Origin of the sequence: Sporosarcina sp. P7 (assembly GCF_002743425.1) — a bacterium.
Classification (GTDB): Bacteria; Bacillota; Bacilli; order Bacillales_A; family Planococcaceae; genus Sporosarcina.
Genome location: NZ_PDZF01000016.1, coordinates 19,617 through 42,535 on the forward strand (window position 1 = coordinate 19,617; position 22,919 = coordinate 42,535).

A 22,919-nucleotide genomic window follows, 5' to 3' on the forward strand; every position below is an offset into this window, starting at 1 on the left:
TGTTGTCCATGAAACCAACAGTATATATTTGTCGAGAGATGCCAGAAGAACTGATTGCCCCAGTACGCGAACACTATGAAGTACGCATGTGGGAGTCGACGAGTGAAGCCGTTCCTCGTGACGTATTGTTAAGAGAAGTAGCTGACGTGAATGCACTATGGACTGTCATTTCCGATCAAATCGACGAAGAAGTGCTTAACGCAGCCCCTTCATTACAATTAATTGTCAATATGGCAGTGGGCTATAATCACATCGATGTCAAAGCGGCGGCAGCACGGAATATTATTGTAACGAATACACCGGATGTGCTAACAGAAACAACAGCAGACTTGGCGTTCGCTTTATTGATGGCTACGGGCCGTGATTTGATCGGTGCAGAGAACGCGTTGCGCGAAGGGCGCTGGACGTCTTGGGAGCCCCTTGGTTTCACTGGAACTGATGTGTACGGGGCTACGCTTGGTATCATCGGCATGGGCCGAATTGGTGAAGCGGTGTTGAGACGTGCGAAAGGGTTCGATATGGACGTGCTGTATCACAACCGTAACCGCAAGTCAGAAATGGAAGATATGTATGGCTGTCGTTATGCCGAGCTTTCCGAATTACTAGCGTCGTCCGATTACGTGTTGATTTTAGTGCCGTATAGTGAGGAGACGAAAGGTATGATCGGGGAGAAGCAGTTGTCCGAGATGAAAGAGACAGGCATTCTGATCAATGTTGCGCGTGGGGGTATTGTGGATGAAGACGCGCTGTTTGATGCGCTACGTACGAAGAAGATTCATGCAGCAGGGCTAGACGTGTTCGAGACGGAGCCCGTTCCGCTAGACCATCCGTTGCTGACGTTGCCGAATGTGACGGTGCTTCCGCATATTGGTAGTGCGACGGTGAAGACGCGCAAGGCGATGATGAAGCTAAACGTGGAAGCATTGCTTGCATTTGCACAAGGGGAAGAACCGAATCATCAAGTTCGTGGTTGACTCAGGCGAGACATTGGTGACGTGGGGGCGACGTTGATCTGCGTTCCAGGCGGACGCGTTCCGCGGGCACGGCTTCAATCTCCTCGTCCGCTTCGCTCCCTGCGGGGCTTTCAGCTCGCGCTGTTCCCGCTGGAGTCGCCGCCTGGAACGCAGATCAACTAGTTTATTCTACTATCTATAGTGACGTGTAATAATTCGTCTCCACTTCCTAAAGAAGGTGACTGCAGCGGCAGGCGTAGCCAAACGACTGCCAACCTAACACATTTTACTCCCCCAAATTACTCATATTAATACTCAACAATAAATAAAAAGAGACTAGCCAAGTCATACTCGCTGACTTGGCTAGTCTCTTTTTTCATTGAGATTGGTTGATGAACCCCCAAATCGCTGCGGATAATTCGATTGCTTGTAGTTGTAGTTCCGAACCTTCGAACGCTTGACGGAACGAGCGCACAACGGATTCCAGTAAGTAGATCCTCGGTTGTTCAGCGGACAGCTCATCTAGTAAAAACTGGCTATATAACGCCCTTTGACTTCCGTCCTTTGGTAAGTTGCCAACGAATTTTTGCAAATGCTCAATCAACACTTCGCATGTCATCGGATACATCTCTTCGGCCGTTAACATATCTTCCAGCAAGTTCTGTGATAGGAAATGAGCGTCTCGTTTTACGATATCGGGTACGATCACTTCCATTCGTTGCATAACAAAGTCCACTAGTTTCATCGTATCGATTGGCTCGGTAGTTGAACTTTTCCAGATATTAAGCGCATGTTGGATGAAGCCAAAAAGTAACGATGCGCAATCATAGGAGTATGGTTTCACTTCTTCACCGTAGACGTTGACCAGTCGTTTTGCGATCCATGCGAGTTCACGAAAATGCATCTGCTTCACAAATTGACGCAGCTCATCGTCAGGCGAATGAACGATAGTTTCAAACAACGGAAGCAAGTTTTGTTGTCGATTCATCGTCAAACGAATTTCAATTTGTGCTGCGAGCAGGCCAGGGTCTGCCAGGTCTTTGCCAATCGCTAGCTCATTTCTTCGTAAGTAACTTATACAATACGCGTCTTGCAATATCGCCATGAGACATTCATTTTTAGAAGGGAAGTAATTATAGAACGTTCCCTTTGAAATTTGTGCTGCATCCAAAATGTCTTGGATGGATGTTGCATGAAAGCCTTTGTCGATGAATAGTTGTTTTGCGATAAGCAATACGTGCTTTTTGCGGTCATTCATAGATAATCACCTGTGAATTTGAATTTTTATACTCTGTGTATACTATCTATACTATTCCTAAAACATTATTACATCAAGCTTTTAAGGTTTTTGAAATCTTTCAGTTGTAATAAATGTACTGCCGGTATAAAATATACTTCTGACATATTTTTTACATGTTATAGGAGGGTAAAATGGTAGAATCAACAGAAATTAAAAAAATGCATGAGAAACCACCTTATGGCATCATTGCGATATTATTCATAGGTGCGTTCGTTGCGATTTTGAACAATACGTTACTGAATATCGCATTGCCGGTCATTATGAAAGAGTTTTCGATTTCCCCTTCGGCCGTTCAGTGGCTGACGACAGGTTATATGCTCGTCAACGGGATTATGATTCCTGCCAGTGCGTTTTTCATTCAGAAATTTACAAATAGAAGAATCTTCATTACCGCGATGGTGCTTTTCTCGTTAGGGACGTTGATCGCCATCATCGCACCGACATTCTCTTTACTAGTGGTTGCACGTATGATCCAAGCATCCGGTTCCGCACTGATGATGCCGTTATTGATGAATGTAATGTTGACGGCTTTTCCAATTGAAAAACGGGGAGCGGCATTGGGGATGTTCGGTCTTGTGATGTTCACGGCACCGGCAATTGGGCCGACATTGTCTGGTTGGATAGTCGAGCATTATTCGTGGCGGACACTGTTTGAGCTTGTGCTACCGATTTCATTGCTTACACTGGCTCTCGCAATTTTCAAACTCAAAAATATTACACCGAATCGTGATGTACGCATCAATTTCTCTTCATTAGTATTATCGACTATCGGCTTTGGTGGTTTGCTGTATGGTTTCAGTTCTGCAGGTGAACAGGGGTGGAGTTCTCCGATCGTCTATGGCACGATCGCGCTTGGTACGGTATCGCTCGTACTATTCATCCTAAAACAATTACGCATGACAGAGCCCATGCTCGATTTTCGTATTTACAAGCACTCGATGTTTGCCTTATCTTCTGTCGTATCGATGGTGCTGTCTGTGGCGATGTTTTCCGGAATGATTTTGACACCGTTGTATGTGCAAAACGTGCGCGGAATTTCACCGCTAGATGCCGGACTGCTGATGTTACCCGGTGCAGTATTAATGGGAATCATGTCGCCCATCACAGGTCGTTTATTCGATAAATACGGTCCGCGTGTCCTCGTTTACACGGGACTTAGTATTTCGGTATTCACAACGTATTTATTGAGCCAATTGCATATGGATACAGGTTATTATTATTTGATGGGTGTCTATACGCTTCGGATGTTCGGGTTATCGATGGTCATGATGCCGGTTATGACAAACGGAATGAACTCGTTGCCGATGATCTCGAATCCGCATGGTACGGCGATGAATAATACATTGCAGCAAGTGTCTGGCGCGATTGGTTCGGCCTTGTTATTGACGCTCATGACCAAGCGATTGGATGTGTCTGCAGCTACCCAAGTGCAAGATTTGGTCGCATCTGGAGTCGATGTCTCCGCTATGAAAGAAGAGATTGGACGGATGGCGATGCTCGACGGCGTCAATCACGCGTTCTTCATCTCGACCGTGATTACACTCATCGCATTAATCTTATCGTTATTCATAAAACGGGTCATACCAACGACTTCGCCTACTACTGTCGAAGTGAAAGAGCAGTCTGAAAACTAAAACAAGGAGTTTCGTATGCTGCTATGCATGCGGAGCTTCTTTTTAGTATGGTATAGTAAAAAGAAAAGGTTGTGTTCGATGTGATAGGGAATAAAGAAAAATGCCCATGCGGAAGTGGGGATATCGTAGAGAACTGCTGCGGCAAAACAGAGATGCCGGGCACAAATACGGTCCAAGAAGAATTAAGGAAAGTATTAAACAGTTATTATGAAACATCCTTGTCTCCTGCTGAGATTCAATCATTAGAAGGATTATTGAAAGACTGGGCTGGACGCCTTGGTGAGTGGATGGAAGAAGAGGAACTCGTGACGAATGTCAGCGATTACTATTTCTTCATCGTTCGTAAAGATCTATGGAGACGCCACCTTGTGAAAGCGCTCAACCGCACGCAAAATAGGGCAGTACGTGCTATTTTGAGAAGTTGGCAGAATGCTTTCATTACATTCGCAGAAGTGATGAAGGCTGATAAAGATGTCTATCATATGAAAGAAATTCTAGGAGAAGGCGAGTATTTATTGGCAAGAGAAGTAGGTGAGCCTGAAGATGTTCGCGCTGTCATCGCTATCGTCCTGGAAGAGATGCGCAATGAAGAGCGCTGGGTCATGCCAATTTCTGCTATTGCAGTGAATGGTCATATGAGTGATGAACTATTGACGCGTGTGCAGAAACTAGCGGAAACGAGCGAAGAGAAAAACAGCTTCGATTTCTTCAAGAAGCATCTCGTCGACATTTACGAAGTGGTTTGTAAACTGGACGTTCAGACGTTATCTGACGTAGTCGAGCAGAACTTTACACCGCTGCAACGTCAAGTAGTAGAAATCCTGGATGCTCAACTCGAAAAGGAAGAGCTTTATCCGGGTGCGTATGAAATGTTATTGTCCTTGATGGCATACTACTTTACCGATCAAGATCCGAAGTTCCGTAAGCCTGAAGTACTCGCTGCGGCAGCGTTCCAATTGGCAGTCGATACGAATATGATGCCGAATACGTACACGCAAGCGGAAGTGGGTAAACTGTTTGGAGTTTCCGTTTCTTCATTCCGAAAGCATACGGATATTCTGCTAGAGAAGATTGAGGAACTCGAAAAGATGATGGCGGAAGGGAAGCAGGATGCCGCGTATCATATCGGTACCCATCCACTACCGTCTGAGCAAATGAATTGGCAAGTGCATATGTTGACGCAAAAGCATAACTTTGATTCGTTTGAAGAAGCGCAAGCGTATATTCAAGAAGCGATTCAGCAACCATTCGAGCCGGAAAATCAACAACAAGAAGCACAGATGCTGTGTTATATGGCGTACAATGCTGAAACGATCGAACAGCGACACGACTTCGCAGTAGGTGCATATGGCGCTGATCCGACAAATGTCGATGCGTTGTTACTTCAGACGGAGTTGACAGATTCGAAGGACGAGCAGGAGAAGTTCTTTAAACAGGCGATATTCTCTGGTGAAAAGCAGTTTGACCATCGCGCGGAAGATGTGTGGAAGTTCGCACCGAATCGTCCGTATTTGCGTAGCTTGATGCAGTACGGTGTGTGGCTCTATGAGCAAGATCGTTTTGTTGAAGCGAGCGAGATCTTCTTGCGTCTACTGTCGCTCGACCTCTTTGACCATCAAAGTGCAAGGTACTTGGCGATTTCTTCATTGATTCATTCAGGAGAAATAGATCAAGCAACACAGGTGTTAGAAGCATGTGTGGATGTTTCTAAAGAAGACGCTGCGTATTGGTATTTATCTTGGTTGGTAGAGATGGAACGCGCGCAGGGTAAGTCTTCGGAGCGTGCATTGGAGTTGTTTGCTAAGGCGGAACAGTTGAATCCGCATGTTAGCAAGTTAATGGAGATGGCCGTGGAAAAGATGCATTATCCGAAAAGCGTTGCGCTTACACCAGGTAGTCATGAGGAAGCACACTATATCTATTATTTGTTGTAATAAATGCAAGCCGTCATGGCAAGTTGGAATTTCCGACTTGCTGTGGCGGTTTTTTTGCGTAATGAGGCTGGCCATAGTGTTGGGGAGGGGGGCTCAAGGTCAATGCTACGAGCTTCCCGCTCATACCTTCAGCTTAAGCGCTCATATATCCATGGCATCCGCTCATACATCTTTATACGTGCTCTATAAACCTTCTAGTGTGCTCTATCAATCCATTTAACCGCTCTATTACATAAGGTAAGCGCTCTATGCCTGTTATCAATGCCTGCCTATCAAGTTAATTTATTCGGAATATGTCAAGCTTTAAAGGAATAGGATGATATATTGTCGAACAATTCTAATAGAGGCGACGAACGAAAACTATATGGAGCAGAAAGGGGTAATTTTAATGAAGCTAACTAACTACATTGATGGCATGTGGCAAGAGGAAGCCGCTAGTTATACTGCCGTACTCAATCCAGCGAACGGGGAAGAACTGGCGCAAGTACCTTTGTCAACGGATGAAGAGGTTCGGCAAGCGGTTGCCGCGGCGAAAATGGCGCAGAAGAAATGGGCTTTGGTGCCGGCACCGAAACGTGCAGATTATCTCTATGAAATTGGCCGTATTATGAAAGACAAAAAGGAACATCTAGCGCAAGTATTGACGAAGGAAATGGGAAAAGTCATAGAAGAGGCACGCGGTGAAGTGCAAGAGGGAATCGACATGGCGTTCTACATGGCTGGAGAAGGTCGGCGGTTGTTCGGTGAAACGGTTCCGTCTGAGTTGCAGGATAAGTTTGCGATGAGTGTTCGAGCGCCGATTGGCGTTGTCGGTCTAATCACACCGTGGAATTTCCCGATTGCCATTGCTACGTGGAAGTCGTTTCCGGCAATTGTGGCGGGCAATACATTTATTTGGAAACCGGCAACAGAAACACCGTTGATGGCGTATGAAATGGCATGGATTTTTGAACAAGCCGGCTTGCCGCATGGTGTGGCGAATATCGTCTTCGGTTCAGGTGCAGATGTTGGTACTGCGCTGATTGAACATCCCGATGTACGTGTTATTTCATTTACCGGCTCGACGGAAACAGGGTGCCACGTTGCGGAATTAGGTGGTCGTCATTTGAAGAAAGTATCTTTAGAAATGGGCGGCAAAAATGCGGTCATCGTGCTAGAAGATGCAGATATTGAACTAGCGGTAGAAGGTATTTTGTGGAGCGCATTTGGAACGGCAGGACAGCGCTGTACAGCTTGTAGCCGAGTCATCGTTCATCAAGATGTGAAAGAAGAGTTGCAGAAACGTCTGATCGAGAGCATGAAAGAACTAACGATGGGTGACGGTCTGGATGAATCGGTGAAAGTCGGCCCTGTGATCAATGAAAAGGCACTGGAGAAAATCCAAGGCTATATCGAGATCGGCAAAAGTGAAGGCGCAAACCTGGTGGCGGGTGGAAATGTGCTGAATGAAGGCAAATTCGCAAATGGACATTATGTTGAGCCGACATTGTTTGCGGATGTCGCATGGGATAGCCGTCTCGCGCAAGAAGAAATTTTCGGCCCAGTCGTTTCATTGATTACGGTCAGCAGTCTTGAAGAAGCGATTGAAGTGAATAACAGCGTCGTATATGGCTTGTCCAGTTCGATTTTCTCGCAAGACGTCAATAAAGTATTCCGCGCACAACGCGACCTAGATACAGGTATCGTCTATATCAACGCAGGCACAACAGGGGCGGAAATTCATTTGCCGTTTGGTGGAACGAAAGGGACAGGGAACGGCCATCGTGACTCCGGTGTTGCCGCACTGGATGTCTTTACGGAATGGAAGAGCATTTACATCGATTACAGCGGCAAGTTGCAGCGCGCGCAAATCGATACGGAATGAACTTACGGGAAGAAGGGATGAGCAGATGAAAGTAGTGGTATTAGGTGCAGGCTTAATGGGAAAAGAAGTCGTTCGTGATTTAGTGAAGCAGGACGAAGTGAAGAGAGTGTATCTCGCGGACCGTGCGATTCGGCAAGCAGAAGATTTTGCCGAAGAACTAATGAATGAAAAACTCGATATTTTATTGCTCGATGCTACGAATGAAGAGCAACTTAGCGACGTCATTGGATTGGGTGATATTGTCGTCAACGCATTGTTTTATACATTCAATGAAGCCGTCGCTCGCTGTGCAGTAGAACGGGGCGTACACGTTGTGGATCTAGGCGGACATATCGGTGGCGCGACGGAAAAAGTGCTCGCGCTGAATGAACAAGCTATCGCAAAAGGCGTAACGCTGATTCCGGACCTGGGGGTGGCACCGGGCATGATTAATATTCTGGCTGGTTACGGCGCATCGTTGCTAGACGAAACCCAGTCGATCAAACTTTACGTAGGTGGAGTTCCGGTCAAGCCTGAGCCACCACTGAATTATCATGTCGTCTTTTCATTGGAAGGATTATTCGATCATTACACCGATACATCACGCGTTAGGCGAAAAGGCGAAGTGAAGGAATTGCCTTCATTATCGGAAATTGAAACATTGGAATTTGATGGCTACGGCGAAATGGAAGCCTTCCATACATCAGGCGGTACGTCGACGCTGCTTGAGTCATTCCCTGCTGTCGAGACGCTAGAATACAAGACGATCCGTTATCCGGGTCATGCTGAAAAAGTTCAAGTGTTAGTGGATCTCGGTTTACTGTCTAGGGAATCCATGATTCGAGTAGACGGTAGACCGTTACGTGTACGCGACGTTATGCTCGCTCATTTGACGCCGCAACTACGCCTAGGGGATAAATCGGATGCCGTCTTGCTTCGCGTTATAGTGAGCGGTACGAAAGACGGACAGCCGCATACGATTTTGTGTAATATGATTACCGAAAAAGATCAGAACACCAACGAAACGGCTATGGCACTTGCGACGGCCAACACCATTTCAGTTGTAGCGCAAATGATTGGCAATGGCATCATTACGAAAAGAGGCGCGTACCCACCGGAAAAGATCGTGCCTGGTGAATTGTATATCGAAGAAATGAAGAAGCGCGGAGTTGTTATTGACGTACAACAGGCCTGATACAGTATATACTGGTAGGAAAGCGTGGATTTAGATCTCAATAGACCATCTCCTCGTATTTCTAAGGAGTGAAGTGGAATGCAACAACAAACTTTGAATTCATCACAGATGGGATTACAGCATCTCGCAACCAATCGACGGACAGTAAATAGGTTATTCAAATTCATGTCAGTAGACTTCGGATTTCTCGACCATATTCCGTTTCCGATTATGCGCAAAGCACTCAAGAAAAACATCTTGCGTGCAGTCTACTTGACGGACGGTATCAATGTTTACGGCTATGCTATCTATCAAGAAATCCCGAAATATGGAGGTATTCACGTACTCTATTTGGCAATAGCGCCGGAATTCCGTTCGTATGGATTAGGCAGCGTGCTACTTCGCCGTCTGGATGCGTTATCGCCATCGGGAATACTACTCGAAGTGGAAGACCCGGACTTTTCCAAAAACGAAGAAGAATTATCAATCCGAACACGACGTATTGCATTTTACGAACGGAATGGACTGACACTTGATAAAACGTTGAAGCTGACGAATTTTAAGCACCCGTTATTACTGATGACGACTTCGCAACTGCCCGCGTTGAATGAACGTCAGTTTAGGAAGTTTTATCGACAGTTGTATAACCGCGTATACCGTATACCAGTCGGGCAGATTGCGGTGAACGCACGTATCGAAAAAGCCTAGTTTCATTGTAAAGGAGGACACGAAGATGGACTTTACATTTACAGATGAACAGAACATGTTGCGACAGACAGCCAGACAGTTTGTAGATGCCGAAATCATGCCGCATATTGCGAAATGGGATGCCCAAGGAAATTTTGACGGGGGAATTTGGAAACGGCTCGCGGATCTAGGATTCATGGGAGTTTGTGTACCGGAAAAATACGGTGGCAGCGGTATGGATTATAATGCTTTAGCGATTCTATGCGAGGAACTCGAACGTGGAGACACGGCATTTCGCACTGCAGTTTCGGTACACATCGGTTTAAATTGCATGACACTGATGCAGTGGGGAACGAATGACCAGAAACAACGGTACTTGGTGCCACAAGCCAAAGGTGAGAAAATCGGTGCGTTCGGATTGACGGAACCTGGCGCTGGCTCGGATGTTTCTGCCATTCAAACAACAGCGGTTCGTGACGGAAATGACTATGTATTGAACGGTCAGAAAACTTGGATTTCACTTTGTGATGCGGCAGACAATTTTCTCGTTTTCGCCTACACGGATAAATCGAAGAAACACCACGGCATCAGCGCATTCATTGTAGAGCGTACAATGCCTGGATTTTCATCGAAGGCAATTAAAGGGAAGTACGGTATTCGGGCAGGTAACACGGGTGAGCTATTTTTTGAAGACGTTCGCGTACCCGCTGCGAATCTACTGGGCGAAGAAGGCGAAGGGTTTAAAATTGCGATGGCGGCGCTAGATAATGGACGTTTCACGGTGGCAGCAGGCGCAGTAGGCTTATTGTATGCCTGTCTTGAATCAAGCGTAGAGTACGCCACAACGCGTGAAACGTTCGGTAAGAAAATAGGTGAACACCAACTAGTTCAGCAAATGCTTGCAAAGATGGAAGCAGGTTATCAGATGAGCCGTCTTCTCGTTTATCGTGCGGGTGAATTGAAAAATAGCGGCGTTCGAAACACGCGTGAAACATCACTCGCGAAGTGGCAAGCTTGTGATTTTGCCAACCAAGCGGCAGATGACGCAGTGCAGATCCATGGAGCGTACGGCTATTCGGATGAGTATCCGGTTGCGCGGTATTTACGCAACTCGAAAGCGCCCGTCATTTATGAAGGCACGCGAGAAATCCATACGATCATGCAGGCGGAGTATGTGCTTGGAGAGCGTAGCGATAAGAAGTTGAATCGCATGTTGCCTAAGTGGCCGTTTGAAGAATAACAGCGATGCGGTAAGCCAATTAGTGTGGCTTACCGCATCGTTTTTTTGCGTGGAATTTCTAGATGTAAGGCCATAGCGCGGTTACATTTCAACCGCCATTTATTCCAAGTTAAGAACCGACAAAGTCCCCTCCATCCACGTGTATCGTCTGTCCTGTCATATAACTCGAGTCTTTAGAAGCTAAGAAAACATAAGCGGGTGCGTTCTCAGCTGGCTGTCCGCGGCGCTTCATCGGTGTATCGGCTCCATGTTCAGCCACAGTTTTCGCGTCGAATGTAGCGGGGATCAATGGCGTCCAGATCGGTCCTGGTGCTACTGCATTTACACGAATCCCTTTATCCGATACATTTAAGGCTAATGATCGTGTAAAGCTTGTTATGGCTCCTTTTGTCGCGGAGTAATCAAGCAATCCAGGCGATCCGTTATAGGCTGTAATCGAAGAAGTGTTGATTATGCAGTCGCCTTTTTTCATATGTGTTATGGCTGCCTTTGACATAAAGAACAAGCCAAAAAAGTTCGTTTCGAACGTTTCCTTCAACTGCTCTTCGGTAATGTCTTCGATGGACTGTTGAGGAAATTGTTTTCCGGCATTGTTGACCAGTATATTTATCTCACCAAAATCTTTAATAACTTGTCCAATTAGCTGTTTACAGTTTTTGTCGCTACTAATATCCGTTTGATATTTCTTCGCTTTGCCACCATATTTCTCGATTAATTCAATCGTTTTATCCGCATCTTCATCTTCCTGATCAGCCAAATAGGCGATGGCTACGTTCGCTCCTTCTTTCGCATAGGCAACCGCAACGGCACGACCAATTCCGCTATCGCCGCCTGTGATCAGTGCGGTTTTGCCTTTAAGTTTATCTGCACCCTTAAACGTTGGATCATCATAAATTGGGGCGGGATGCATCTCTGCCTCGACACCGGGCTGTGTAGATTGTGTCTGTCCCGTAATATTCTCGTCGATTTTTTCGTATGAATCTTGACTCATGTGACATCCTCCTCAGCATGTAGTTATGAAAAGTATTCCCTGATTGCCGGAGAACAAACATCCAGATGTTCGATAGAAAATTAATCCAAGTGGCCTTTTCGCGTGTTATAATGAAGTCATTACGTACTATATAACAGCTAAGGAGCGTGTCTTCATGAACTTTCAACCTTCCAAAAAAATGTCCATCTTCTCACCAGCGATCTTTGGTGACTTAAAAGCAGCTGCTGAGTTAAAAAAAGCAACAGGTGCCCAAGTCGTCGATTTAAGCCTCGGCAGCCCGGATCTTCCGCCTGACGAGCGTGTACGCCAAGCGTTGTCTGAGCAAAGTGCATTAGCATCTTCTTACGGTTACACACTCGGAGGGACGAAACGATTCCATGAAGCCGTCGCGGATTACTACAAGCGGCGGACAGGTGTCATCATCGATCCCCAGACAGAAATCTTGCAAACGATGGGTTCGCAGGAAGGCCTCGTTCATTTACCTTTTGCGTTCTGTGACGAAGGAGATTACGTTCTGACAACGAATCCTGCCTACGTCGCCTATGACGCGGGAATTAAACTAGCAGGCGCTGTGCCTTATTACATGCCATTGCTTGCGGAGAACGACTTCTTGCCTAATCTAAACGAAGTCCCGGAAGATGTTTTGAAAAAAACGAAACTACTTATCCTGAACTTGCCAGGAAACCCAGTACCCGCAATGCCGAATGAAGCCTTCTTCAAAGAAGTCGTAGCGTTTGCGAAGAAATACGACATTATCGTACTACATGACGCAGCCTACTCGGAATACTATTTCTCAGGCGACCGTCCGGCAAGTTTCCTCACGACACCGGGCGCAATGGAAGTTGGTATGGAAATCAACTCGCTGTCGAAAAGCTTTAGCTTGGCAGGTGCGCGGATCGCTTACTTCGTTGGGAATGCAGAAATGATCAAAGTGCTCCGCGAACTAAAATCCAATCTCGACTATGGAACATTCGGACCGATCCAAGAAGCCGCTATTGTGGCGCTTGATAATGGTGAAGAGATCACGGATCGCCTACGCGCAGAGTTCTCTAAACGCCATCACGCGTTAATGGACGGACTCGCATCACTGGGCTGGGAAACGACGCCATCTGAAGGTGGTATGTTCGTTTGGGCAAAATATCCGTACGACCTAGACGACATAGAATTCGTCTTCGAAGTGATCAAACAAGCGGGTGTCGTCATGGTACCTGGCAGCATCTTCGGCACCGCAGGGAAAGGGTACGTCCGCCTTGCACTCGTGCAAAAAGTGGAATTGATTGAACAAGCGATTGAACAGCTTAAAGAATTATCGATTGTGAGTGTGTAAATAACAACGAGGAAGAGAGATTTTCTGCTCTTCTTTTTTTTATGAAAGAAATGGGTCGAATTTAATTCGATAATAGATGCCTACTGCATACATTAGACTATTACTGTACACTATCCATAGAAATGAAATGTAGAGAGGAGGGATACGATGGACGAACAAGAAAAAGACCAGGGCCGCAAGAAGGAAATCGGGATTCAACCCCGTAGAAAAAAGCAAAGCCTGGTGATCTGGGGGGTTGTCGCAACAGCCACCGTGATGTTTCTGCTACTCGTGCTACCGTTATTACAAAAGTCGAACACTGAAACTGAAAAGGTTGTGCCAGCTGTAGGTCTTTACGAAGATCTAGAAAATGTACAGCTTAAAGTGTTACAAGAAAAAGCGTTGGAAGATGGAAAAATTGAATACCTAATTGAGATAAATAATGACACCAATAGGGTCATTCACCAGCCGACATTAACCTTCAGCTTCGAGGTGAAACTGGAGAAAGGTTGGACAGAGAACCCCTTCAAGTACTCAACTGATCTTGGATTGAAAATCGAACCGGGGCAAAAAATGAAAGTACCGCTACCGGTTGATATCAGTCTCTTCAACAAGGAGAAGATCGATACCGATCATATCATGCTTGAACTCAAGGGATATTTGGACGAACTGAAGCTTGAAAATCTATTTCATATGGGACAATCGATCAGTAACATAGAAGGCGATGGAAAATGGAAAAAGCTGTGACCAAGCTAAAATCACTCTATAAAAAGAGCGTTTTTAGCTTTTTTTAATAGGATGTAACGAAACCAAGAGTTTGCAGTCTACTCTTATACATACTAAACAAGAGGAGATGGAAACGATGAATACAGGGAGATGGCTCATTGTATTGGGTGTAGCTGGAACGATCGGAATCGTTGTACTGATCAGTTTCTTGTTCTGGCCGAAAGTTGGTATCACATCCACGAAGTCCGTACTCGCGGGTCAGTCGCTGAATGTCTACTTTACGAATCCGGTTAGGGAAAACTTGGATGCTTCGAAGTTCCATATTAAGAAAGGTAATAAGAAAACACCTGCCAAGCTTTCGTACGGAAATAAAAACACGTCATTGCTAGTAGGTGGGCTACAGCCAGGGGACTATACATTGCATATCCCATCTAAAAGTTTTGGAATATGGAAACGTGCTGAAGAACAAGTTCTTTCATTCACCGTTCTCGAATCCGTACAGCCCGTCACTTCCATTAAGGAAATAGAGAACTTTTTTGAACGGGTGGAACCTCAGGGACGCAGTGAAATCATGGAGAAGTCTTCTTCGGAAGATAAAGCTTCTACTAGTGGCGTCGCTGATCATTCACAGACCAATCAGCAAGTAGCGGGAGTAGATGAAGCGGATACTGTCAAAACGGATGGTGATTTCCTCTATGATGTCCTAAATGGCGAAGGGCTTATGATCACAGATGTCCGTAATTCAAACGAGATGGTCCGTGCCAGCAAGGTAGCCTTTTCGGATGAGTTTTATGCAAACCAACTGTATATAGAACAAGATAAAGTCGTATTAATTGGTGGCCGAAATCTAGACGCGCCGACATCCAATATGGATTCGAATAGGACGGGAGACCGCATGATGCCGACACAACAAATGTCCGTCATTCGTGTGTATGACGTCACAGACCGTACGAATCCGAAACTTATTCGTGAAACGGGTGCAGAAGGATACGTCATCGGAACACGTAAAATCGGCCAATTCGTTTACATGATCACGAATAATCAGCCATTCCTTTGGTATGATCATCAGATCTCTGTAGAAGATCAGCTAATACCAAAAGTTTATGATTCCGCAGCGGCTCAAAAGGTACAGCCGCTAGCACTCGATAAAATCTCGATTTTGCCAGGCGCCATGGAACCTTCCTACTCGGTCATTACGACACTCGATATCGAGTCGGGAGAAGAGGGAGGAGTGAATACGAAAGCTTATCTGGGCAGTGGTGAACAGCTCTATATGTCTCCAAATCATCTGTATCTGACGTCCACAAACTACCAAAACAATCAGCAAAGTACTAGCGAAGTATTCAAATTCAGTCTGGACAAAACACAAGTGCATTTCTTACAAACTGCCCAACTGAAAGGAACGATTTTAAATCAGTTTTCAATGGATGAGCACAATGGCTACTTCCGTACGGTCACAACAGAAGGGAATCTCTGGGATGAACGCAATAAAGCGAAGAATCATTTATTCATCCTCGATGAAAATATGAAACAAGTCGGTTCAGTCGAGAATCTGGCGGTCAATGAACGAATTTATTCTGCACGATTCCTCGGAGACAAAGCGTATATGGTAACGTTCCGCGAAACGGACCCGCTATTCGTCATGGACGTTGCGGACCCGAATAACCCGAAAGTGCTTGGCGAGCTGAAGATTCCTGGCTTTAGCAACTACTTGCATCCGCTTGACGAAGGCCATTTGATCGGCTTCGGTTATGAAACAATTGCAAAGAAAAATCCGCAAGGCGGCGCACCTATTATTCAAACAGGCGGCATGAAAATTTCAGTGTTCGACGTAACCGATTTTGCCAATCCAAAAGAAACCGCTTCTGAAGTGATTGGCGGGCAAGGCACCTATTCCTCTGTCCAGCATGATCATCACGCCTTGTTCATCCATCCAACACGCCACTTATTCGGCTTTCCAATTTCAGTGTATGAGCAATCCAAGCGTGAAAATATCCTAGATCTTCAAAGCTCTGGCGCAATGATTTACGAAATCACAGCGGAACGCGGCATCGTCCAAACAGCCGATTTGACCAAACACATGACGCATGAATACATGGACTGGGAAAAAGAAATTCAACGGCTGTTGTATAGCGACAATGCCCTCTACACGATGTCCGTAAATGAAGTAAATAGCTACACATTAGACCACTTCGCCCCTCTGGATACGTTGGAAAGAGCTGGCCATACAACGAATAGTGTGCAACCTCTAGAATCGATAGGAAAATAAGGCTTGAGCGCCCACTACAACTACGTGGGCGCTTTATGTTTTCAAGTTCCGCTCAATGAACCCGTTCAAGTGCTCTATCACGTTCGAGATCCGCTCAATCAACCCATTCAAGCGCTCTATCGCGTTCGAATTTCGCTCAACGAACCTGTCCGAGCGCTCTATCACGTTCGAATCCCGCTCAATCAGCCCAGCCTATCGCTCAATCACGCCCGCGCAATCCAGCCATACACCCCCACCATCCAATCAAAAAAGGTTGTCTTTTCAACTCCCGTACAGTAAGCTGTAATCAAACGCACTGAGACGTACCACAACTGAATGAGATAGAAAAAATGGAGCCCTTTCTTTATGAAAGGAGCTCCATCTAATTTGATTGCGATAATTTATTTGATTTCGATTTGCTCAGCGGGCGTCGGCATTCCGATGAAATGACCTTGCATTGCATCAATACCCATTTCTTTCAGCAACTCAAATTGCTGTTCATTGCTGACGCCTTCTGCGATTGTATACAAGTTTAGTTTTTTTGAAAGTTGGATCAATCCTTCGATCAATTTCTGTGTCTTCGGATTGCTCAACAATGTTTCGGTAAAGACGCGGTCAATTTTGACGCTGGTGATTGGCAAATGTTGCAAGTATCGCAACGATGCATATCCGGAACCGAAATCATCGAGAGTGAACTGCAAACCAAGGTTTTGCAGTTCGGACATTTGCGTCAGTACGGATTGTTCTTCCTCCGCTTTGAGCGCGAATTTTTCCGTGAACTCGAGATGAACCTTATTTGCTGGGCAACCTGTTTCATTTAAGATGGAGATCAATCGGTCTTTCCATTGTGGGTTCAAAGATTCACGAATGGAAGAGTTGATGGAAATCCTCATATCATTACCTGCCCGATGCCATTTCGTTACGAACGTCATTGCTTCTTCTGCGACGTATGCACCGATTTCTTCAATCAAACCGTTTTCTTCTGCAATCGGAATCAATTCGTCAGGACTGATGACACCCAGATCTTCATCTTCCCAACGAACGAGCGCTTCGTAGCAAGTTATTTTCTCGCTCGCCACATCAAATTGCGGCAGATAGGCTACATGCAATGAATTGCGATCCAGTGCCGTCAGCATCTTGCGGTCAATTTCCAAACGGCGGTTTAGAATTTTATGAGACTGAGCAGATAATGAAGCGATCCGTCCGCCACCTTGACTAACGACATCGGCTGCCGCAGTCAACGCGACTTTGTATAGTTGTGTGTATGTTTGTTGATCCTCAGGGAAACGTACAATCCCGCCACTAATCGAAAGTGTTTGCGCATTGTGGCTGAGGTAGATCGGCTGTTGTTTTAAGAATTCATAGAAACCTTGAATATACCAATCACCGAAAGCTGTCAACACGACGAAGCTATTCGTATCGATACGCGCGATAGGGCTATCCTGGAAGTAGCGCTTTAATCGGTTGGTGAATTCTTGAATCAGCTGCGTCTCAGATTCTTGAGATTGCAGCTCTTTCATAGTGTAGTAATGATCGATCGTCAAATAAACGAATGAAAAATGCATGGCTTTTGCGATAGATTCATTCACTACTTGTTCTAGCTTGTGACGACTCATCAGTCCGGTTTCTACATCAATGAATGCAATTTCTCCTAAGCGTTCCTGCAAGCGAACGTCTTCCGTAATATCAAGTTCTAAAAAGAACGCAGACTGTAGTTCTCCGGCGTTGGATAGGGTAGGTACGGCAAGTGTATTCACAAAGAACGGTTCACCTATGCGGGTCATTTTTTCTATTTTACCCGCCCATGTTTTCCCGGACAGCAAACAATCCCAAATGGAGTTCGCTATTTCCTGACTGTGGGGTTGATCCGAAAACATTTGCCAAAACGATTTACCTAAGATGCGTTTCGGGGTCCAACCACTAACCGTTAGGTAATTTTGATTGGCATAGGTGATTAGACCTTCGCCATCAGTATGTGTCACTAATTGGTATTTATTTAGACTATCGACCAATGCTTGGTGTTCGCTAATCTCTGGTAACGGAATTGCATGCATAGGGGTACTCCTTTCCACTTCTACTATATGACTATTATAAATGAAGTTTCAGTGTTGTCTACATCTGACATGTGAATTTTATACTATATAAGTAAAAAACAACAATTTAGAAAGGGGTGATGGACCATGTTGCGATTAAAAGGAATTGTGATGATCATTGTAGGTTCCATGTTATGGGGCGCTACTGGACCTATGATGGAGTGGATTTTGGACTATAGTGAGATGTCGGTTTCTATGATGTTAATCCTACGTTTGACCATTGCAGGTGCTGTAGTACTAGCGTTATTAAAAGCAAAAGGCATACAAGTTGGTCGTCCTATGAGACAGAAGTTGTGGTTGCGCAAAATGGTGATGTTTGGCATTATCGGAATGCTTGGGGTCCAGTTCGGATTCGTCCAAACCATTGCATATAGTGACGCGGTAGTTGCCACATTATTCCAGTTCGTTGCGCCGGTCTATATTATCATTCTACTATCCATCCTACAGAAGTCCTTTCCGCCAGGTAGTCAAGTAGTCGGTATGGTCGTGGCGTTATTCGGCTTGTTCTTGCTTTTGACCAATGGTTCATTCTCAAGTATTTCATTAGATAAGACCGCGATTGTGTGGGGAGTAATTGTGGGATTTGCCTTTACTTTTTACACATTATATCCCGCAGTTCTTATGGCGGAGTGGGGTGTGTTACTTGTTGTCGGCTGGGGAATGTTCATTGGCGGCATTACTTTATTCATCCTTAACTTGCCGATGTTCTTCATGAACCTTGGTATTTTGTTCGACGGTCCGTCAATGGGCATGTTGCTACTTGTCATCATAATGGGAACACTGGCATTCATCATGTTTTTGCAAAGCATGACGTATATTTCACCCGTTGAAACGAGCGTCCTTTCCAGTTTCGAACCGCTTACCGCGATGATGATCTCTGTGTTTTGGCTCGGTCAGACGATGGGGGTCTGGCAACTAAGTGGTGCGGCCATCATGCTTGCGGGAGTTATCTGGTTATCGATCGGGGGGAATCGCAAGGAGAAAAACGCTCCGTTCCCAGAGTCCATTCAAGAGTACGATCATAGCGAGGTGTAGCTTTACGTCTGTACACGCGATATTCCTATATGACATAATGAAGGCAATGACGGCACGTAAAGGGTGAATCAGATGAAAACGGTTTTCCGCTATGCACTACCTTATAAATGGCCAATGTTCATCGCCATTTTACTCATGTTACTTGAACTATCAGTCGAATTAATCCAGCCATTGCTGATCGGTAGAATTATAGATGAAGGAATTATGAAAGAGGATTTGAACACGGTTTTGATCTGGGGGAGTGTCATGATGGGACTTGCCTTCGTGGCGTTCTTTTCGGGCGTCGTCAATTCCTATTTCGCTGCACATGCTGCACAAAGTTTTGGCTATGATCTTAGGCAAGCATTATTTCAGCGTGTCCAAACGTTTTCACTTGCAGCATTTTTGCGCTTTCCGACGTCGAGTCTCATTACACGTTTGACAAGTGACGTGACACTCGTCCAAAACGCCCTTTTCATGGGACTACGAATTATGGCACGTGCGCCATTGATGGTGATCGGTAGTCTAATCATGGCATTCGTCGTCAGTCCGAAACTTGCGGTGTTTCTACTGATTGGTGCACCGTTCCTAGCGGTATTTCTCGTTGTCATGGCGCGCAAAGGAGTCCGTTTATTTGGATTAGTCCAGCGCCGTTTAGACGGTGTCAATCATCTCGTACAAGAAAACTTGCAAGCGGTTCGTCTCATTAAAGCCTATTTACGAGGTGTTTTTGAAACGGACCGTTTTTCCAAAGCGGCAAGTGCACTAAAAAAAGATAGTGTACATGCGATGCGCTTAATGGAATTAATCCTGCCAGTGTTATTGTTTATAATGAACGTCAGCTTCATGGCGGTACTTTGGTTCGGTGCAGATGAAGTCCGCAATTCAGATATGCCTGTCGGGGATATCGTGGCGATCGTCAATTACACGATGCGCATGACAAGTGCCTTCTCGATGTTTTCTTTTTTAATTGTCATCTTCTCTCGCGCAAAAGCGTCTTCCGATCGAATGGAAGAACTGCTAGTTGCGGATGCTGATGTCGAAAAGCTAGAGATAGCTGACAATCGCCACCAAGGAGCAGTTTCTGTTCGTTTTGAACACGTTTCTTTCCGTTATCCAGGAACGACTGAAGACGTACTCAAAGATGTATCGTTTGAAGTTGCTGCGGGTGAGAAACTCGTTGTCATGGGCGCGACCGGTTCCGGTAAATCCACGATGATGCAACTACTCCCGCGTATGTTCACAGCGACGAAAGGTACGGTGTGGATAGATGGAAAAAACATCGCAGACTGGCCACTCGATACGTTACGGAATTTAATCGGTTATGTGCCGCAACAATCGATGCTCTTCACAGGTTCGATCGTTGATAATCTGTCATGGGGTAAACCGAATGCCACTGCCGACGAAATCGAAGAGGCCGCTAAAAAAGCACAAATTCATTCGTCTGTCATAGACTTTAGAGATGGCTATGAAACACGTGTCGGGCAGCGCGGTGTGAATTTATCTGGTGGTCAGAAACAGCGCTTGTCGATTGCGCGCGCATTGATTCGTAAACCATCCTTACTGATTTTGGATGATAGCACCAGTGCGCTCGACGTTAAAACGGAGTCGTCATTATGGGACGAATTGCGGGAAGAAGATATGACGATGCTGATTGTCACGCAAAAAATTCAAACTGCTAAAATTGCCGATGCAATTTTATTATTATCAGAAGGCAAGATCGTAGGCTATGGTACGCATGAAGAGCTACTTCAATCGTCTAGCTTCTATCGAGAAATTGCGGAATCGCAACAGAGTGGGGGAGTGGCATGATGCGAAAACCATTTGGCTATGAACCTATTATCCAGAAAGTAGATTTATCAAAAGTACAACGAAAAAAAGTTCGGAAAGCGGGTAACTGGAAGTCCGTGCTCGCACGTATTTGGCGTTTAGTTGATCGGCAACGGGGTTTACTGATCACCGTGTTGACACTTGTTTTAATCAGTTCAGCCCTAGCGCTAATCGGTCCCTTAATGATCGGAAACATTATTGACCACTTCATCATTCCGAAAAAAGTGGATGGGCTCAGTATGCAGATTGGTTTTTTACTGCTCGTGTATGCCGGCTTCTCATTGTCTACGTATTTCCAAAACTACTGGATGGTCGGAATCGCGCAACAGACAGTCTATCGTCTGCGCACGCAATTATTCGGCCATCTACAGAAGCTGCCCATCCGTTTCTTCGATAAACGCCAGCACGGCGAATTAATGAGCCGCGTGACGAATGATATCGAGAATGTCAGCCAAACATTGAATTCCTCATTGATCCAAGTGTTTTCAAGCGTGCTGACACTTATTGGTACGGTATCCATCATGCTGTATCTCAGTCCGTTATTGACGTTGCTGACGATGATCATCGTTCCTTTAATGTTCATTGCAATGCGCTGGATCACTCGGCGTACGGGTATTTTATTTAAAGAACAACAACGTGCAATCGGTGAATTAAACGGCATGATTGAAGAAACGATTTCAGGTCAACGAGTCGTCAAAGCATTCTCGCAAGAACAGAATGTCATGGGAGAGTTCGCACAAAAAAGCGAACGTCTACGTACAACAGGTTTCTGGGCGCAGACGTATTCAGGTTTCATTCCAAAAGTGATGAACACGCTGAATAATCTGTCGTTTGCGATTGTTGCAGGGGTAGGCGGACTGCTGGCGGTGACAGGGTATGGTGGCGTAACGGTTGGAACCATTGTCATCTTCAGTGAGTACGCACGGCAATTTACGCGTCCTCTAAATGACTTGGCTAATCAATTTAACACTGTACTCTCCGCCATCGCGGGTGCAGAGCGAGTGTTTGCCATTATGGACGAACCTGTTGAAAAAGACGAAGCAACGAAGCAGATCGAAACATTACATGGCGATATCGAGTTTCGCAATGTAACATTTGGTTATGAAGAAGAAGCAATTATCAAGAACCTTAGTTTCCATGTTCAATCAGGCGAAACAGCGGCCTTCGTTGGAGCAACAGGAGCAGGGAAGACGACGATCATGCAATTGCTGTCACGTTTTTACGAAGTAGACAGCGGGCAAATTTTGCTCGATGGCATCCCGATTGACGAACTACCGCGTCAAACTGTGCGCAGCCAAATGGCTTTCGTTTTGCAAGATCCATTCCTGTTCGAAGCGACCGTGCGCGAAAACATTCGCTACGGACGACTTGACGCAACGGACGGGGAAGTCGAAGAAGCCGCTAAAAAAGCCAACGCCCATAGCTTCATCAACAAGTTATCGATGGGCTATGATACGGTGCTGACGGCAGGCGGAGAAGAGATTTCACAAGGACAAAAACAACTGCTATCCATCGCCCGTGCGCTAGTAGCCGATCCGACCCTGCTATTGCTTGACGAAGCGACTAGCAGCATTGATACAGTGACAGAGCTCGCAATACAGGATGCGTTGGAACGTCTTATGGAAGGTCGAACAAGCTTCGTCATCGCGCATCGTCTGAACACGATCAAGCAAGCAGACAAAATATTCGTACTGGCGGACGGCGAGCTACTCGAATCGGGCAGTCACGAAGAACTGCTGGAACGTAAAGGCGTGTTTCATGGAATGTTGAATCATGATGGGTAAGTGAAGGGCTGTTGATCACCGGACTCCATTCCCGATCAACTAGTGTCTTTTTCTAATGGTGGAGAGTGGATGACAAAACGTACTTACGTGTTTGTCTATGAAATTGAATAATTACAACATAAACGAGCATCGCATGTAGCGGTGCTTTTTTATATATAAACG

General features: G+C 45.6%; 16 protein-coding genes. 13 read left to right on the plus strand and 3 right to left on the minus strand.

Annotation, left to right across the window (positions count from 1 at the left end):
* Positions 1-8: 8 nt before the first annotated feature.
* Positions 9-974, plus strand: coding sequence for a 2-hydroxyacid dehydrogenase (locus CSV60_RS13695; protein WP_099637376.1), 966 nt, complete (start codon positions 9-11; stop codon positions 972-974).
* 355 nt (positions 975-1,329) lie between these two features.
* Here CSV60_RS13695 and CSV60_RS13700 read toward each other — a convergent pair whose 3' ends face one another.
* Positions 1,330-2,211 carry a TetR/AcrR family transcriptional regulator gene (locus CSV60_RS13700; RefSeq protein WP_099637377.1) on the minus strand — a complete coding sequence of 294 codons (882 nt, stop codon included), beginning with the start codon at positions 2,209-2,211 and terminating at the stop codon, positions 1,330-1,332.
* A 173-nt stretch (positions 2,212-2,384) separates the two neighbouring features.
* On the opposite strand from CSV60_RS13700, the gene CSV60_RS13705 reads away from it, so the two are divergent.
* The 6 genes from CSV60_RS13705 to CSV60_RS13730 all read left to right on the plus strand — a co-directional run bounded on the left by CSV60_RS13705 (position 2,385) and on the right by CSV60_RS13730 (position 10,765).
* Positions 2,385-3,887 (plus strand): MDR family MFS transporter, encoded by a 1,503-nt coding sequence (locus tag CSV60_RS13705; protein WP_099637378.1) that lies wholly within the window; start codon positions 2,385-2,387, stop codon positions 3,885-3,887.
* 80 nt (positions 3,888-3,967) lie between these two features.
* Positions 3,968-5,821, plus strand: a complete 1,854-nt coding sequence (locus tag CSV60_RS13710; protein ID WP_099637379.1) for a tetratricopeptide repeat protein — start codon at positions 3,968-3,970, stop codon at positions 5,819-5,821.
* A gap of 388 nt (positions 5,822-6,209) precedes the next feature.
* On the plus strand, positions 6,210-7,685 hold the full coding sequence (locus CSV60_RS13715) for an aldehyde dehydrogenase family protein (RefSeq protein ID WP_099637380.1): 1,476 nt from the start codon (positions 6,210-6,212) through the stop codon (positions 7,683-7,685).
* A gap of 25 nt (positions 7,686-7,710) precedes the next feature.
* On the plus strand, positions 7,711-8,859 hold the full coding sequence (locus tag CSV60_RS13720) for a saccharopine dehydrogenase family protein (protein ID WP_099632088.1): 1,149 nt from the start codon (positions 7,711-7,713) through the stop codon (positions 8,857-8,859).
* Positions 8,860-8,937: 78 nt separating this feature from the next.
* Positions 8,938-9,546 carry a GNAT family N-acetyltransferase gene (locus CSV60_RS13725; RefSeq protein ID WP_099632087.1) on the plus strand — a complete coding sequence of 203 codons (609 nt, stop codon included), beginning with the start codon at positions 8,938-8,940 and terminating at the stop codon, positions 9,544-9,546.
* Positions 9,547-9,571: 25 nt separating this feature from the next.
* Entirely contained in the window at positions 9,572-10,765 is a 1,194-nt protein-coding gene (locus CSV60_RS13730) for an acyl-CoA dehydrogenase family protein (protein ID WP_099632086.1), read from the plus strand.
* Between the two features lie 109 nt (positions 10,766-10,874).
* Here CSV60_RS13730 and CSV60_RS13735 read toward each other — a convergent pair whose 3' ends face one another.
* Positions 10,875-11,756: an SDR family oxidoreductase gene (locus CSV60_RS13735; RefSeq protein WP_099632085.1), complete on the minus strand. Its 882-nt coding sequence runs from the start codon at positions 11,754-11,756 to the stop codon at positions 10,875-10,877.
* Positions 11,757-11,910: 154 nt separating this feature from the next.
* Here CSV60_RS13735 and CSV60_RS13740 point away from each other — a divergent pair, with 154 nt between their 5' ends.
* The 3 genes from CSV60_RS13740 (at position 11,911) to CSV60_RS13750 (ending at position 16,057) form a co-directional block, all read left to right on the plus strand.
* Positions 11,911-13,083 carry an aminotransferase class I/II-fold pyridoxal phosphate-dependent enzyme gene (locus CSV60_RS13740; protein WP_099632084.1) on the plus strand — a complete coding sequence of 391 codons (1,173 nt, stop codon included), beginning with the start codon at positions 11,911-11,913 and terminating at the stop codon, positions 13,081-13,083.
* 147 nt (positions 13,084-13,230) lie between these two features.
* Entirely contained in the window at positions 13,231-13,809 is a 579-nt protein-coding gene (locus CSV60_RS13745) for a hypothetical protein (RefSeq protein WP_099637381.1), read from the plus strand.
* Between the two features lie 115 nt (positions 13,810-13,924).
* Positions 13,925-16,057 carry a beta-propeller domain-containing protein gene (locus CSV60_RS13750; protein ID WP_158233185.1) on the plus strand — a complete coding sequence of 711 codons (2,133 nt, stop codon included), beginning with the start codon at positions 13,925-13,927 and terminating at the stop codon, positions 16,055-16,057.
* Between the two features lie 380 nt (positions 16,058-16,437).
* Here CSV60_RS13750 and CSV60_RS13755 read toward each other — a convergent pair whose 3' ends face one another.
* A complete protein-coding gene (locus tag CSV60_RS13755) occupies positions 16,438-18,090 on the minus strand; it encodes a sensor domain-containing protein (protein WP_099637383.1) in 1,653 nt (550 codons plus the stop codon).
* Positions 18,091-18,216: 126 nt separating this feature from the next.
* On the opposite strand from CSV60_RS13755, the gene CSV60_RS13760 reads away from it, so the two are divergent.
* The 3 genes from CSV60_RS13760 to CSV60_RS13770 all read left to right on the plus strand — a co-directional run bounded on the left by CSV60_RS13760 (position 18,217) and on the right by CSV60_RS13770 (position 22,757).
* Positions 18,217-19,164: a DMT family transporter gene (locus tag CSV60_RS13760; RefSeq protein WP_099637384.1), complete on the plus strand. Its 948-nt coding sequence runs from the start codon at positions 18,217-18,219 to the stop codon at positions 19,162-19,164.
* Between the two features lie 72 nt (positions 19,165-19,236).
* The gene (locus CSV60_RS13765; RefSeq protein WP_099637385.1) at positions 19,237-20,955 is read left to right on the plus strand and encodes an ABC transporter ATP-binding protein; all 1,719 of its coding nucleotides are present in this window, start codon (positions 19,237-19,239) and stop codon (positions 20,953-20,955) included.
* Positions 20,952-22,757, plus strand: coding sequence for an ABC transporter ATP-binding protein (locus CSV60_RS13770; protein WP_369823646.1), 1,806 nt, complete (start codon positions 20,952-20,954; stop codon positions 22,755-22,757). Before CSV60_RS13765 ends, CSV60_RS13770 begins: the two co-directional genes overlap by 4 nt.
* Positions 22,758-22,919: the final 162 nt, after the last annotated feature.